Origin of the sequence: Kothea flammea (assembly GCF_052161645.1) — a bacterium.
In the GTDB taxonomy this organism is placed as follows: Bacteria; Planctomycetota; Planctomycetia; order Pirellulales; family Pirellulaceae; genus Laterigemmans.
In genome coordinates this window covers 2,168,839-2,182,042 of record NZ_CP197414.1, presented here as the reverse complement: position 1 = coordinate 2,182,042, position 13,204 = coordinate 2,168,839, and the positions used below count along the sequence as shown (strand labels likewise).

13 protein-coding genes and 1 pseudogene are annotated in these 13,204 nt (G+C 48.0%); 13 read left to right on the top strand and 1 reads right to left on the bottom strand.

Translation table 11 applies throughout. The features are described from left to right. Nucleotides 1–138: 138 nt before the first annotated feature. From SH139x_RS07765 to SH139x_RS07730, 8 genes and pseudogenes are all read left to right on the top strand, one after another. Nucleotides 139–942: a nitroreductase family protein gene (locus SH139x_RS07765; protein ID WP_488354704.1), complete on the top strand. Its 804-nt coding sequence runs from the start codon at nt 139–141 to the stop codon at nt 940–942. Continuing rightward, complete coding sequence (locus SH139x_RS07760) at nt 935–2,152, top strand: polysaccharide pyruvyl transferase family protein (RefSeq protein ID WP_488354703.1); 1,218 nt, start codon at nt 935–937, stop codon at nt 2,150–2,152. Before SH139x_RS07765 ends, SH139x_RS07760 begins: the two co-directional genes overlap by 8 nt. 360 nt (nt 2,153–2,512) lie before the next feature. After that, nucleotides 2,513–2,806, top strand: a complete 294-nt coding sequence (locus SH139x_RS07755; protein ID WP_488354702.1) for a hypothetical protein — start codon at nt 2,513–2,515, stop codon at nt 2,804–2,806. Further along, nucleotides 2,773–3,729, top strand: a pseudogene (locus tag SH139x_RS07750) (ISAzo13 family transposase). Before SH139x_RS07755 ends, SH139x_RS07750 begins: the two are co-directional and overlap by 34 nt. 12 nt (nt 3,730–3,741) lie before the next feature. Continuing rightward, the gene (locus tag SH139x_RS07745; RefSeq protein ID WP_488354701.1) at nt 3,742–4,074 is read left to right on the top strand and encodes an acyltransferase family protein; all 333 of its coding nucleotides are present in this window, start codon (nt 3,742–3,744) and stop codon (nt 4,072–4,074) included. A gap of 54 nt (nt 4,075–4,128) precedes the next feature. Beyond that, entirely contained in the window at nt 4,129–4,734 is a 606-nt protein-coding gene (locus SH139x_RS07740) for an acyltransferase family protein (RefSeq protein WP_488354700.1), read from the top strand. A gap of 417 nt (nt 4,735–5,151) precedes the next feature. Continuing rightward, entirely contained in the window at nt 5,152–6,180 is a 1,029-nt protein-coding gene (locus SH139x_RS07735) for a glycosyltransferase family 2 protein (protein WP_488355982.1), read from the top strand. A gap of 262 nt (nt 6,181–6,442) precedes the next feature. Then, nucleotides 6,443–7,345 (top strand): sulfotransferase family protein, encoded by a 903-nt coding sequence (locus SH139x_RS07730; protein ID WP_488354699.1) that lies wholly within the window; start codon nt 6,443–6,445, stop codon nt 7,343–7,345. 660 nt (nt 7,346–8,005) lie between these two features. Here the strand turns inward: SH139x_RS07730 and SH139x_RS07725 are convergent. Then, on the bottom strand, nt 8,006–8,152 hold the full coding sequence (locus SH139x_RS07725) for a hypothetical protein (protein ID WP_488354698.1): 147 nt from the start codon (nt 8,150–8,152) through the stop codon (nt 8,006–8,008). Here SH139x_RS07725 and SH139x_RS07720 point away from each other — a divergent pair. The 5 genes from SH139x_RS07720 (at nt 8,114) to SH139x_RS07700 (ending at nt 13,013) form a co-directional block, all read left to right on the top strand. After that, on the top strand, nt 8,114–8,386 hold the full coding sequence (locus SH139x_RS07720; RefSeq protein ID WP_488356172.1) for a hypothetical protein: 273 nt from the start codon (nt 8,114–8,116) through the stop codon (nt 8,384–8,386). The genes SH139x_RS07725 and SH139x_RS07720 overlap by 39 nt on opposite strands. Nucleotides 8,387–8,428: 42 nt before the next feature. Next, the gene (locus SH139x_RS07715) at nt 8,429–8,620 is read left to right on the top strand and encodes a hypothetical protein (protein ID WP_488354697.1); all 192 of its coding nucleotides are present in this window, start codon (nt 8,429–8,431) and stop codon (nt 8,618–8,620) included. Nucleotides 8,621–9,086: 466 nt separating this feature from the next. Further along, the gene (locus tag SH139x_RS07710) at nt 9,087–9,332 is read left to right on the top strand and encodes a class I SAM-dependent methyltransferase (protein ID WP_488354696.1); all 246 of its coding nucleotides are present in this window, start codon (nt 9,087–9,089) and stop codon (nt 9,330–9,332) included. A gap of 292 nt (nt 9,333–9,624) precedes the next feature. Next, nucleotides 9,625–10,956 carry a transposase gene (locus SH139x_RS07705; RefSeq protein WP_488354695.1) on the top strand — a complete coding sequence of 444 codons (1,332 nt, stop codon included), beginning with the start codon at nt 9,625–9,627 and terminating at the stop codon, nt 10,954–10,956. Between the two features lie 851 nt (nt 10,957–11,807). Beyond that, nucleotides 11,808–13,013: an acyltransferase family protein gene (locus SH139x_RS07700; RefSeq protein WP_488354694.1), complete on the top strand. Its 1,206-nt coding sequence runs from the start codon at nt 11,808–11,810 to the stop codon at nt 13,011–13,013. The last annotated feature ends 191 nt before the right edge of the window (nt 13,014–13,204 follow it).

Here is a 13,204-nt window from a genome sequence, read left to right as displayed (position 1 = left end):
ACTTTAAACGACGGTTTTAGTTTTGAGCAGCGGGGTTTCTTGGCAGGGCGATTAAGGTATGAACAGAACTTACGTTCACCTGTCCGGAGCATGGCATTGCTCAGGAGGAATGTTCATCGGATAGAGAAAGGTTTGCTAATGAGGCCACGACGAGTCCCGTTTGCGAAAGATTATATTGGCGAGACTGTAGATGGGTTTTGCGCTGCGGCTTGCGCGGAGACTTTAGAGCCAACCGAATTGAGATGGGCAAATGATGTTTTGAACTCGTATTTTGAAGTCTGTGCGGGAGACCCGTCCCTTGATGAGTACGAAAGAAGATTTAATTCCCATAGACTCCATATCAGCACCGAGGGTATGGTAGCGCTTATTCCATACCTAAGAAAAGAACAAGATATACCAAAGATTGACTTCGATGTTCTTTTAACTTTAGCTAAATATCGCCGCTCGGTCCGCTGGTTTCTTCAAATACCTGTTCCTCGCCGTTTAATTGATAGAGCCATTGTGCTAGGCGGATACGCCCCCAGTGCGTGTAACCGGCAACCTTATGAATTTAGGGTGATTGATGATCCAGACCTCGTACGAAAAGTTGCCCGAATTCCAATAGGAACAGGTGGATATGCAGATAATATTCCGTGTATGATCGTAATTGTCGGACAGCAACGTAATTACTTCGATGAGCGTGATCGGCATTTGATATACATCGATGGATCATTGGCGGCGATGTCATTCATATTTGCTCTGGAATGTCAGGGCTTGTCATCCTGTTGTATAAATTGGCCTGAGATTGCGAGTAAAGACATCGAGATGGCCGACGCTTTGCAGTTAGACGCTGATGAGCGGCCGGTAATGTGCATTGCTGTAGGCTACCCTGATCCGAATGGAATGGTGGCTAATTCAGCAAAGAAAGCATTAGATGTATTGCGAAGGTATAATTTTGAATAAACCACTGACAGTTGAGATTCACGGGACGGGGACACACAACCGCGGCGCCGAGTTAATGGCAATAGCGATTTCAGACAAACTCAGAGCGCGGTTCCCAGGTGTTCGCATTGTTGTGCCGGTGGAGTTTGGTCCATATGAATTGCGTGCGGCACATAGGTTCTGGACTACACTGGAGAGTCGTAATAGGTATCAAAGAAAATACCTTCAGATTTCCTCTAGATTTCCAAATAGTATAGATAGATTGTTTACGAGTGTTGAGGCAAAAATACACGCTCTATCCTGCGGGCGCGGTTCTGTACTTTCGCATGGCGGTATTCTGCACCCTAAGGAAATTGATTTAGTAATTGACGCGTCTGGTTTTGCGTTTTCGGATCAATGGGGGGCGGGAAGGGCGCAGACATTATTGCGGAAGATGGAGTTTTCCAGGAGAGGAAAACCGCTAATTCTGATGCCACAGGCCTTTGGTCCTTTCAGGAATCCTTCGGTAGCAATATCAACAAGAAAACTGATTGAACGAGCGAGTCTCATTTACCCCAGGGACTCTTCGTCATATAGTTCATTATGTGAGGTTGTTGGAACGATAGATAAAGTAGTCCAGACTCCAGACTTCACCCTTTCTGTCGAGCCGCTCGAGTCGACTGGTTTAGGGCTACCCTCGAAATATTCGTGCATCGTTCCTAACGTCAGGATGATGGATAAGACTGATTACTCAGAAGACTATCTTTGCTTTCTCGAGCATTCAATTGCGTGTCTAGAGCGAAATGATCTTAAGCCGATCTTTCTATTGCATGATGCTAACGAGGATCAGCGTGTCTTGAATCTCCTGCGCGAGCGGAATATTCGGATTCCTTGTTATACTCACCCTGACCCCAGGGTGTTAAAGGGTATCCTTTCTAACGCCGATTTGGTGTTGGCGTCTCGATTTCACGCGCTAGTGAGTGCCTTGTCTCAGGGCGTACCATGCATTGGTGTTGGGTGGTCACATAAGTACCCGGAGCTTTTTTCGGATTTTGGTTGCAAAGAACTCTTGCTAACTGATTTGTCTCGGCTGGATATTTTAGAGGCAAAGATAAAAGCCCTGGATAATAAAGAACAGCGAGATGCGATAAGTGCTACGCTTGTCGCGGCGACTGGTGAACTAAAATCAAAGGTTTCCGAAATGTGGGAATCTGTTTTTCATTGCATTGAGTCTGCGAAACTTCATAATTAACGACCAGCGGTTCCGAGAATCGACCTGATTGTTTTTCATGCTGAACATTCGTCTGCCGCGTAGGTTCATTGTTGTCCTTATGGAAAGTCGTTGTCTGATGTGCCCAACCAGGATTACAGTTGGATTCTCAATTCGAATTGCATGAAGCCAGCTCAGCTGGCGGCAAGGCCGATGCCTAGCTGGAAACTATAGTGAAGTCCAAAATTGCGCAATTTAGCTCTTGACGGAATCCGAGGAATCGCAGCATTGTCAGTGCTTGCGTTTCACTTAGCAACGCACGATCAATTAGTGTCGGAGATACGGGGCGTATCGGATAGACTGCTGTGAGTTCAATTCGATCCCCACAGAGCGGAGCCACGGATGGCCATCAGTTTACGCGGAGCCGATTCACAGACCGAGCAACGTTTGCGTGATTTTGCTGGAACTTTATCGGAGAAGGATGGTAGGCGGTTTGCTGCCATCGAAGCGACACAGCGTGGGCATGGCGGGATCACTTACATCGCCGGTGTGCTTAGGATTTCGACTCGAACGATTAAACGGGGTATCGCGGAACTTGATCACTTGAAGGAGGACCCGGCGGCTGGACGCCTACGTCGGCCTGGTGCCAGTCGAAAAAAAAGATCGATTCCGAAACGCCGGAAGAAGCCAACCTGATCGCGTGCATCGAGTTCCCCACCGCCGGAGACCCCGACGAAGAGGACATCATTTACACCGACTTGTCGCCGCAGGATCTGTCGGAGCGTCTGGCGAAGATGGGAACCCCCGTGGGCAAAGACGCGATCGCTCAGTGGCTCGACAACGCGGGAATCCGTCGACGGCAAATTCGCAAAGACATCCCTGGCGGCGAACATCCCGACCGAGACTGCCAGTTTGAACGCATCGCCGAACTGGTCTCGCAATACGAAACAGCCGGCGAGCCCTGGTTCTCGATCGACACCAAAGCGAAGGAGCATTTGGGGCTTCTGTATCGTAAGGGGCGAGTTCGCGGCAACCGTTCGTTCGAAGCGTTTGATCATGACTTTCCTTCTTAGGCCGATGGCGTTCTGATTCCACACGGGATCTTTGACCCGAAGGCCAATTGGGGGCATATCAACCTGGGACTGTACCGCGACACCAGCGAATTTGCCTGTGAGTCGTTCAGGCGTTTTTGGAACAAGATCGGCCACCGACGTTATCCCGACGCCACGTCGATTCTGCTGACTTGTGACGGGGGCGGCAGCAATTCAGCGAGCAAGTACATCTTCAAATACGACCTGGAGCGACTGAGTGATTCGATCGGTTTGCCGATTCGCATTGCTCACTATCCACCGTACTGTTCGAAGTACAACCCGATCCAACGCCGCTTCTTTCCGCACATCGGACGGGCGTGCAGTGGAATGCTGTTTGATTGTCTCGACACGGCAGTGTCGCTGATGCGCGGGGCGAAGACGAGAACTGGACTGCGAACGACCGTCGCTGTCATCAAACGCATCTTTGAAACCGGAAGGAATGCCACCCAAGATATGAAAGACAACCTAAAAATCGTCTACGATGATCTCCTGCCAAAGTGGAACTATGTCGCAAATCCCAAAACGTGACAGTTATTCACCGTGCGTTGCTTAACAAACGACGGAACGCGTCGATTATATGGAGATTCTGTAGAATTGCCATTTGAATTCCAGTACGGACACTATGGAGTAGAGGCTTTTTTTGTCTTAAGCGGCTATGTAATTTACCAATCGCTTGAAGGAAAGCCATCGGCCTTCGAGTTTGCAAGAGCTAGGTGCATGAGACTTTACCCGACCTTTTGGTTGTGCCTCGCTATATCTGTTGGGATCGTCATGACTGTCTATCCCTGGGGCAATCGAGATGTGTCGTTGGTTAGCATCCTAGCGAATGCGACAATGTTGCCCCGGCAACTGCTTGGTATCGCAGGTCCTTAAGAGGGTTCTTACTGGACATTGGAAATCGAATTTTATTTTCATCTAATAATTGGAATGGTTTATTACAAGCAAGGTAGGGGCTTTGTTATTCCAGTTTTTGTGTCTATGACAGTATTAGGCTTGGTCATCGAGGCCACCCAGACGGTAAATTTCGTCAGTTCTTATTCAAGCGTCTTGGGAAGCATGGCTGTCCGCGCTCGCACTTTTTTCGTATTAGAGTACGCAAGGTTATTTTTGATCGGCATTGCGCTGTATTTGTTGGCTGAAAGGAAAGGAACAAAATACGTTTGGTCGATCTTACTAGGGATTCTGGCGACGTATTACGTGAGTCTCTTGGATGAGATTTTCATTTCGATAGTCGTAGCGGTTTTTCTTTTAACTAGCAATAAGATAATTTACGGTATTCTATCGACAAGGCTGCTAGTGTTCTTGGGGACAATCAGCTACCCATTGTATTTGCTGCATATGAACTTGGGGAGAAGTGTCTATTATTACGTCCAGGGTGCCGTGCCATCAAGCTTAATTGCCTTCCTTGCTTCGTTGTTCTCTGTTCTTTTGGTGGCGACGATGGTAACGTACTTTTTCGAGAGGCCTTTGCAGAGAATGATGCGAGCAGCGTCATTAAATAGAAAGAAGACGCAACTTATTGCTGAAGCATAGCAATCATTGTTTCGAAATGATCTTATTTTTCATTGAATGTTACCCACTGGTTTCACTTCGAAACAATATGTTTATTCGCTTGTAAAGATGTCCTTAACTCGTTCTTATCGTTTGCCTGCTTATATCGCTATTTGTGCAGGCAAAGGCGATTCCAGTAGAGATCGCGGAATAGTTTAAATTAGATGAAATACTTGCGGTATCATTAGTAACCGAAATTAGTGGCTTGGTCAAGCAGAGGAGATGCCGTTCAATATGGGGAATCCCCTCTACAGTTGTTTTAAATACTTTCTGATTACTTTCTTTTAACATCTTGCTACAAGTCAATCGATCCATCGATGCCTCTGCTCTCCGCGCTGATAATAACGAGTTTTATTGGCGACATCTATTATAGCATTGCAAACCGGTTTCATTCTGAATATGTGTAAAGGCGGGGCGCCATTGCTAGATGGCGGCATAACTGTTGTCGTACCTTGCTACAACGCTAGTCGATTTATCGTTGAGTGTGTACAAAGCGTAATTAGTCAGGAGAAGAACGGTTTCTTTGTCGAGCTTATTATCGTAGATGACGGATCAACTGACGAGAGTATAAGTTTACTAGAGCCCTTTAAGGAGCAATGCAAGCTTGTTGCGCAGAGTAATCGCGGTGCTTGTGTTGCGAGGAATCTGGGCTTGAGCTTGGCGAGTTATACGTTGGTCAAGTTTTTAGATGCCGATGACTATCTCGCAACGAACGTGCTTAGCCGGCAGTATGACCAGATACGTTCAATTCCGGGACGCTCTGTATCCGTGTTTGGCGATGTAGTTACAGTAGATGAAACCGGCAGAGCTGTGGCGCAACCGCAAATGTCCACCTCGAGTGGTAATTTAACTCGGAAACAGTGTCTCAGCGGGATAACACTAACAGCTTCTCCATTGCACTGGACTGAGAGAGTTAGAGCAATCGGCGGATTTGACACGCAAGTCCCTCGAGGCCAAGAGCAGGATTTACACACGCGTTTATGGCTTTCCGGCGTGGATTTTAAGCATTTTGAAGGAACAACGTACTATTATAGGCAGCATCCTGGACCAAGGATAAGCAGCCGAGACGGCGACACTGACATATTAGCTGGTCGCTATAAGGCTTTTTGTCGGCAGATATCACTAGCGAAAGCTCGCTTCGGAGATGAACTTCCGCCTGATGTATGTGACGCGTTTGCGGAGTTACTCTGGGGGACTGCGAGATTAGGGTTGCGAAAAGGTGCGCACAGGGAAGATGTTTTACCATTTTTCATCCAGGCTTCTGCAATGTCTAACGGTCGTGTTGTAGTCGGTAGTCTCGTTTACAGGTTAATTGTGTTCGTCTTTGGACCAATCTTAGCAGAGCGTTTCTTGACGATGCTCAAACGTATTCTTATGGTTCTCCGGCATTCCAATGTGGCATCGCCTAGTAATTACCGCCCCCGTTGATCCCGCTATTCCTCGCAATGATAACACGATTCCGGCAACCTTTTTACATTCACGAAAAAACCTCCGTTGTTGAACTGCACTTACTGGACAGCATTTCACCGTTCACCACTCATGTGAATAGTCTGGTCATTCAAAGCGAGTTTCCTGTTTTGGCTCCACTCCATTTCCCTGACGCCCTAAGTAGCGCCTCCTAGGCCATTCGAGGTTGCGATTTTAGTGTTACAGATGCGTCAACTTAGTTTAGTTTTTGAGAAGAATATAAATGCAGAATGTGGTATCACTTCCAAACGTATTGTCAATTGGAGGGCAGCGATGCGCTTCGACGTATCTGGTAAATTTGCTTCAGTCGCATCCAGAAGTTTTTTTTCTCAGTGAAGTCAATTCCTTTTTCAACGTTCGTTGCGAGGCGGACTTTGAAAAGCTCTTCGAGCTTTACAAGCCTGCTGCGAACGTAAAAGTTATAGGTGAGAAGTCGCCTGCATATTCAGCAATGTACCCTTGGGAAATAGCGAATATCGCAGCGTTAATCCCAGAATTGAAGATCATATTTAGCATTCGAAATCCAGTGGAGAGATCAATTTCCGCGGTTACACGATCATGGTCGTATCAGCATCTCGCAGGAACTAAGGTTATTTCACGCACCGACTTTGGAATTTTGAAATCGTTGGAATTCGGTATTGGTGAAAGGATGTCTAATTACACTAATACTTACCGAAATTGGACAACTTTTTTTGGACGTCATAACGTCTTAGTTTTGAGCTTTGACGAATTGTCCCGAGATCCTCAGGAGTGGGGCAACAAGATTAGTAGTTTTTTAAAGATTGATTCTACCATCAAACAGCCCTCCTTTAAAGAAAGGATTAATGTTACGAGAACAGAAGAAAAAGTTAGTGAGTTTGTGAAGTTTTACCTCGCTAAAAGATGGCGATCGATGCTAGACGAATTGAGCGCTCTTTTGCCAGAGGTAACGTGCATAAAAACTTGGCAATGTGAATTAGACGAGATAATTACAATTGGACATAAAAAGAGAAAATGGTCGAGTCGCTATTGGGCATACAGAAAGTGTTTTGCGACATCTCAAGCACTTTTCTACCGTCCTATTTCGTTTGCAAGATCTCGATGGAGGGCACATTTGTTTCGAGCGGTAATTCGCAACCTTAATTGAACCGGAATTATTCAAGAACTTTAATTGCTAGCATTTTGTTGCTCCGAATTTAACGCAGTTTTCCACGCAGATGCTCCGAGCCTTGCTTCACCTGATTGAGTGAAGCACAAAGCTGCCCGTAAATGTGTGTTTTCCCGGAAAATCTCCGGATGAAATATAGCTAGCTTTCTGAGGCTCTTGAATAATTCGGGTTGAAAAGAATTCTTCATAAGCGGTTTGCGAAGTGTTGTTGCCGATTTTTTGCACGAGACTTGTTGTTATCGGAGATTAAAGCTCTTGTAGATTGAAGATGGATCCAGTTTTAGGGATAGGGGTTTAGAGCTGCACTTGAGGCGAACGCCTCAGCGCTGAGATTTACTCATGCCGCCAAGGCGAGGAGTTGCGCAAATTTTTTTCGGTTTTCTCGTCGTTTGGAGTCGGCTTGCAGATCGGCTAAACATGATTACTGTAGCATCTTGCGGGTAATTTCAATTAGACTCCAATTTTTGGGAACACGGCCGCGTGTTCCTTAGATTTAGGGTAAGTCGCGGTTTAGACGGCCACTGCGGTGCACTTCAGCGCGTAACGATTCAGCGAAGTTCGCTTTCGCATCCCGTCTTCGGCGTCATCGCTGTTCGGCGACAATTAGTTCTCCCCTTTAGCGACAATTAGAATTCCCTGCTAAGTGGTTTTGTCGAGTGTCTCGTCGGTAGTGGATTTGCCGGTGGTCGCTGCTTGCTTGGCCTTCTCCACCCGATAGCTCGGAACGTTCAACTCGATGATGATGCTGTGATGCACCAAGCGGTCGATCGCTGCTGCTGTCGTCATCGCATCCTTGAAGATCTGGTCCGCCCGCTTATTGCTCAAGGCACTATTGAGGTAACCCGGCTTCGCAGTAATGAAAAACTGTTCGAGGTTCTGTCGCGTGAATCGGGGCAGTCTGGACGGCCTCGCAAATATGCCAAGCACCGCATCAGCTTGAAGGAACGCGCCGGTCGGCGAGATGGTCGGAAGGCGATCATGTACGCTTGGCGAGGCGTGATGAAGGAGGGACGCTACTAAACGTTCGTCGCGACCAGTGAAGTCTTTGGTGGCGCGATCCGCGTGGTGCTTCTGGAGAGCGGACGAGGTAATTGGGCAGCTTATGCCAGCAGCGACTTAGAGATGACCGCCGAAGCGATCTTGAAGATCGTTTCGGATCGGGGGAGCATCGAAGAACTCTTTCATGATGTTAAAGAGATCTGGGGTGCGGGCCAGCAGCAAGTCCGCAATTTGTATTCGATTATCGGTTGTTAGCATCTGTGCGGCTGGCTATATACGATGGTGGAACTGGAGTCTTGGGACGCTCCTGCTGAAGCGTATGTCGACCGCAGCGACCGACCATGGGACAATCCTGACCGCCGACCTTCTCACGCCGACCGTAGGCGTAACATTGCCCGCGAAATGCTGCGTGAATCATTTTGAGCCGATCTGCAAAGCGTCACCAAAAAACAATAAATCCGACAACGATTCGAGCAACTTCTGGCCTTGGTCGCATAAGCCGATGTCAGCGTTGAGACGTTTGCTTAAAGTGCAGTAGCATTAAAAAAGAACTCGAATGATCGCCGCTTTCTTATCACACTTCTTCCCTGATGAACTAAATTTGGTTGGCTCTAAAACTTCATCGGTATACATGGGGTTTTCTATCTTATGGCGTGGCCATTAATTTGGTGTCCATCTAACGTTTTATCGGCTAGATTCCGCCGATCTTGGGATTTCTCTAATGGATGATTTAGACTTAGGTTACATTTACGGAGATAACCTTCCCTCTCACAGTAATGCGTATCTCTGGCCATCGGTATTTCGCACAGTTCGCAAGTATGACCCATCTCGTATTTTTGATCTTGGGTGCGGAAATGGTGCTTTGGCATTTCGCTTAACCGAAGAAGGTAGGATGGTCACGGGCGTGGACCCATCTTTGAATGGGATTCGGATTGCGTCACAACAGTGTGACGCACTTAGTCAATAGGGAAAGCGAGCTCCCAAGCTAAAACTCGGTAATGCTTATGATGATCTTGCCGGGACATATGGGTTATTTCCGTTCGTTGTTTCACTTGAGGTGGTGGAGCATGTTTACTATCCTCGAAAGTATGCAAAATGCAGCGATTCACGGTGAGCATCTGAGGCCCCGTTTTTCTCGTGTTTGAGCGACTTTGATTTGCTAGCATGTCGCGACGAGCGGCTTGGCCCTGCGGAGGGGGTTTCGGCGTCGGGTCAATGAGCGACAATAAGTATTAAGTTGCCCAAACATGAGGTCACGGATGAGAAACCAAGCAGATCTACCTAAACCACGACGAGGTCTTTCCGCCGACGCATTGATCCAAACGCTGCGGCGAAGGTTCCAGGACGTTCCCGATCAACGAAGGCAGGCCTCATGCGATTATCCCATGAGCGACACGCTCATGAGCGCCTTCGCAATGTTTGCCACCAAAGAACCCTCGATGCTCTCCTTCGAGGATCATCACCGTGAGCTGCACATCGAGAAACCGTTCGGAATTAATGCCGTCCCCAGTGATACTCAGATGCGCGAGATCCTTGACGGCATCGATATTGAACCACTCAATGAGGCGTTCGCGGACTTGTTTTGGGAACTGCAACGAGGCAAAGAGCTCAAGCAATGGCTTTTTGACGATCAGTACTATCTCGTCGCCATTGATGGTTCCGGCTACTTCTGTTCCGACCATATCAAGTGTGATCACTGCATGGTTCGTCGCACCGGCGGCAAAGAGCAGTACTACCATCAAGTCGTGGCAGCGGTTTTGGTACATCCTATTACAAAGCAGGTTATCCCACTGGCCGTTGAGCCGATCATGCGCAGCGACGGAAAAGCCAAAAATGACTGCGAACGCAACGCGACAGGTCGTTTATTGCAGCGGTTACGCAAACAACACCCCAAGCTAAACATGCTTGTCATCGAAGATGGCTTGGCGAGCAATGCACCGCACATTGCCGACTTAGAGCGAAACAAGATGCACTACCTACTCGGTGCCAAACCGGGCGATCATGAATATTTATTTGATCAAGTCATCGCCCAGATGGATGCCGACAACTACCGACTTCAAACGCATCAGGTTGCTACGGCTAAGAATACCTTCAGTACCGAAACGAGTTATGTTACTGGCGTCTCACTCAATAAAACGCACCGCGATGTGCGAGTTAATTTTCTTCAGCATCATGAGTTTGATTCTGTCGAGGGTGGAGTCACTAAGCGATTCAGTTGGGTGACAGACATCGATCTAAGTGACAAGAGCCTGTATGAATATCAGAAAGCAGGCCGTTGTCGCTGGCGAGTGGAGAATGAAACGTTCAATACACTCAAGAATCAAGGCTATCGCTTGGAACATAACTATGGGCACGGAAAGCAGAATCTGACAACCGTACTTGCGTTGCTGATGTTCCTGGCCTTCACAGTGGATCAAATCCAGGAGGCTTGTTGCGGTCTTTTCAATGCCGCAATGGAGCGTGCGGGTCGTCGGATTCGTTTATGGGAAACAATCCGCAGCCACCTTCGCCATTTTGAATTCAATAGCTTTGCGGACTTGTACCAAGCGATCGCTTCGGGCCGCCTTTGCAAACCGCCGCCCGCCGGCTGAGGCGGTTGAGTCCCTCCAACGCGTTGATCGCAGTCGAAAATAGCCTGCGCAAGGATAGAGCTATGCAGCGATGTCACAAAAATGCAGGAGAAAAGACGAGATCGGCTGTAATTCCTGGCCAAATGAGCTGCCAAGCGAGCAAAATCCGCACACTCCTTTATCCCAAACGACCGCCTTGCCATTCCCGATACCAATATGCCGCAAAATCAGCCCTCACCGGGAATTGCTGTGCAAAATGTGTTTCCGATCTGCTTGAGGACGGTGGTGTTGCCGTTGTTTCGACGCCCTACCACGGATATCTAAAGAACCTTGCATTGAGTGTATCTGGAAGAATGGACGCTCATTTTACCGCGTTGTGGGATCACGGTCACATAAAGTTTTGGTCGGTTCCCACCTTGAAGTCGCTATTCCAAGAGCAGTCAATGACATGCGAAAAAGTCTTGCGGGTTGGGCGAATTGCCGCGCTGGCGAAATCAATGATTTTGGTTTTCCGAAAGCACGCATCTGGGACCTGATTTTACGAGCCTTGGACTAATTCGATCTGTTAGCAAAATTTTGGACATTCGTTACCGTCTGCGATCAAGTTTGCCTTGTGCGTGGTTACGGAATTGCCATTTATAATGGTGGATTCGATTTTAATGATGATGTTTCATTCGTCGTAGAGGTCCGCAGCATTTTTGACTCGATCGGTTTGATAGTTATTGAGGGTCCATGACACGGTGCGAACACCCTCGTGCACTTGTTTTAAGTTGTAATGTTCACTCCCGAGCAAAGGATTGCGTTACCTGCTTTATTGTCAACACGATATGACAAGTGGGCAACTAGCAAAATTGGTTTCTCTAAGGAAATGAATGCGTCTCGATCGCTTTAAGCGTAAAACCACATCCGGTGCTTACCTGGCGGAAATAGACGGCCTGCGTTTTGTCGCTATATTTTCTGTCATAATGGTTCATTTGTCCGGAATATGGAGGGTGAACGTAGGACGCACGTACGCTGGTATGAATGGACTTGATAGAGCGCTCGCCGGCGTCTTCTCGCTGGGTGGGTATGGCGTCGAGTTATTTTTCATCATCAGCGGATTTGTGCTCGCCCTGCCGTTTTGTAAGCAGTATCTGCAAGGCGGCAAGCCGGTTTGCTTAAAAAAGTACGCTCTGCGACGGCTGACTCGCCTGGAGCCTCCTTACGTAGTCAGCATGTTGGCCTTTTTCGCGGTAATGCCCTGGGTTGGAAAAGGGGACTATGCGTCCTTATTCAATCACCTTGTCGCTAGCTTGCTGTATGTTCACAACTTAGTCTATTTCCAAGGCAGCTTGATTAATAACAACGCCTGGAGCTTGGAGATTGAGATCCAGTTTTACATTCTGGTGCCCATTATACTCTTAGCTCTCGCTTGGCGGTCAATTCATCGACATCTTGTGTTTTTGTTCGCGTTTTGCGTCTTCTCCACAGGCAGTTTGCTGATTCCTAGCAGCTGGCCTAAGACGGTGCTTGATTTCGCTCAGTACTTTTTGGCGGGTGTGATCATCTGTGAATTCTGGCTGACAGGTTGGCAATCGCAGCCTCGCTCAAGGTTTTTTGATCTACTTGGAATCGCATGCGTGGTGCTGTTTTTCGGCTTGCACTTATTGGGGAATAAGGAGCTCGCCAAAGGTATCACGCCGGTGTTGTTAAGCGGTGTAGTGGTGTCGGCCCTGCGTGGGCCGCTTGTTGGTAACGCACTGTCTTGGGGATTCGTCCCCATTGTCGGTGGGATGTGTTACTCGATTTATCTGATTCACGCTCGCGTCTTGTCATTGATCTTGACTTTGCTGTTTGCGCGGCTCGGGCTTACCGGCAGTTACTCATTCGACATATTCTTGTTGAGCTTGGTTTGTTTGCCAGTTGTGGTGCTGTGCTCTTTGATCTTTTTCATCGCGATCGAACGGCCCTGCATGGATCCGGACTGGCCGCAGAAATTCCATAGGGCCTCCTTGTCGACCTGGCGAAGAATGCGAGGAGTTAAGCATCCTCATGAGCAATCACCGGAAGTTGCGCTTTCCGATGAACGTGCTAATTGAGTCGGTTTTTTCCTTACTGTCGGACTAAGTACGATGGCGAGGGAACAGAATTAAAGTGGTGTTGTACGTTATACGTTGTGAGATCCTGATGAGAGAAGTCCTGGACGGTAAGTGGAGCATGCCAGGAAGTGATGCTGAACCATGCGTTTTAGTGTGGGTCCTGCGTCGTTGTTTAGAGCACGCCGAACTGT

Excerpts from the sequence above, each read along its gene's own strand:
- SH139x_RS07765 (WP_488354704.1), top strand. The coding sequence starts at position 139 with ATGAGGCCACGACGAGTCCCGTTTGCGAAAGATTATATTGGCGAGACT.
- SH139x_RS07755 (WP_488354702.1), top strand. The coding sequence starts at position 2,513 with ATGGCCATCAGTTTACGCGGAGCCGATTCACAGACCGAGCAACGTTTG.
- SH139x_RS07740 (WP_488354700.1), top strand. The coding sequence starts at position 4,129 with ATGGTTTATTACAAGCAAGGTAGGGGCTTTGTTATTCCAGTTTTTGTG.
- SH139x_RS07735 (WP_488355982.1), top strand. The coding sequence starts at position 5,152 with ATGTGTAAAGGCGGGGCGCCATTGCTAGATGGCGGCATAACTGTTGTC.
- SH139x_RS07730 (WP_488354699.1), top strand. The coding sequence starts at position 6,443 with ATGCAGAATGTGGTATCACTTCCAAACGTATTGTCAATTGGAGGGCAG.
- SH139x_RS07725 (WP_488354698.1), bottom strand. The coding sequence starts at position 8,152 with ATGACGACAGCAGCAGCGATCGACCGCTTGGTGCATCACAGCATCATC.
- SH139x_RS07710 (WP_488354696.1), top strand. The coding sequence starts at position 9,087 with ATGGATGATTTAGACTTAGGTTACATTTACGGAGATAACCTTCCCTCT.
- SH139x_RS07705 (WP_488354695.1), top strand. The coding sequence starts at position 9,625 with ATGAGAAACCAAGCAGATCTACCTAAACCACGACGAGGTCTTTCCGCC.
- SH139x_RS07700 (WP_488354694.1), top strand. The coding sequence starts at position 11,808 with ATGCGTCTCGATCGCTTTAAGCGTAAAACCACATCCGGTGCTTACCTG.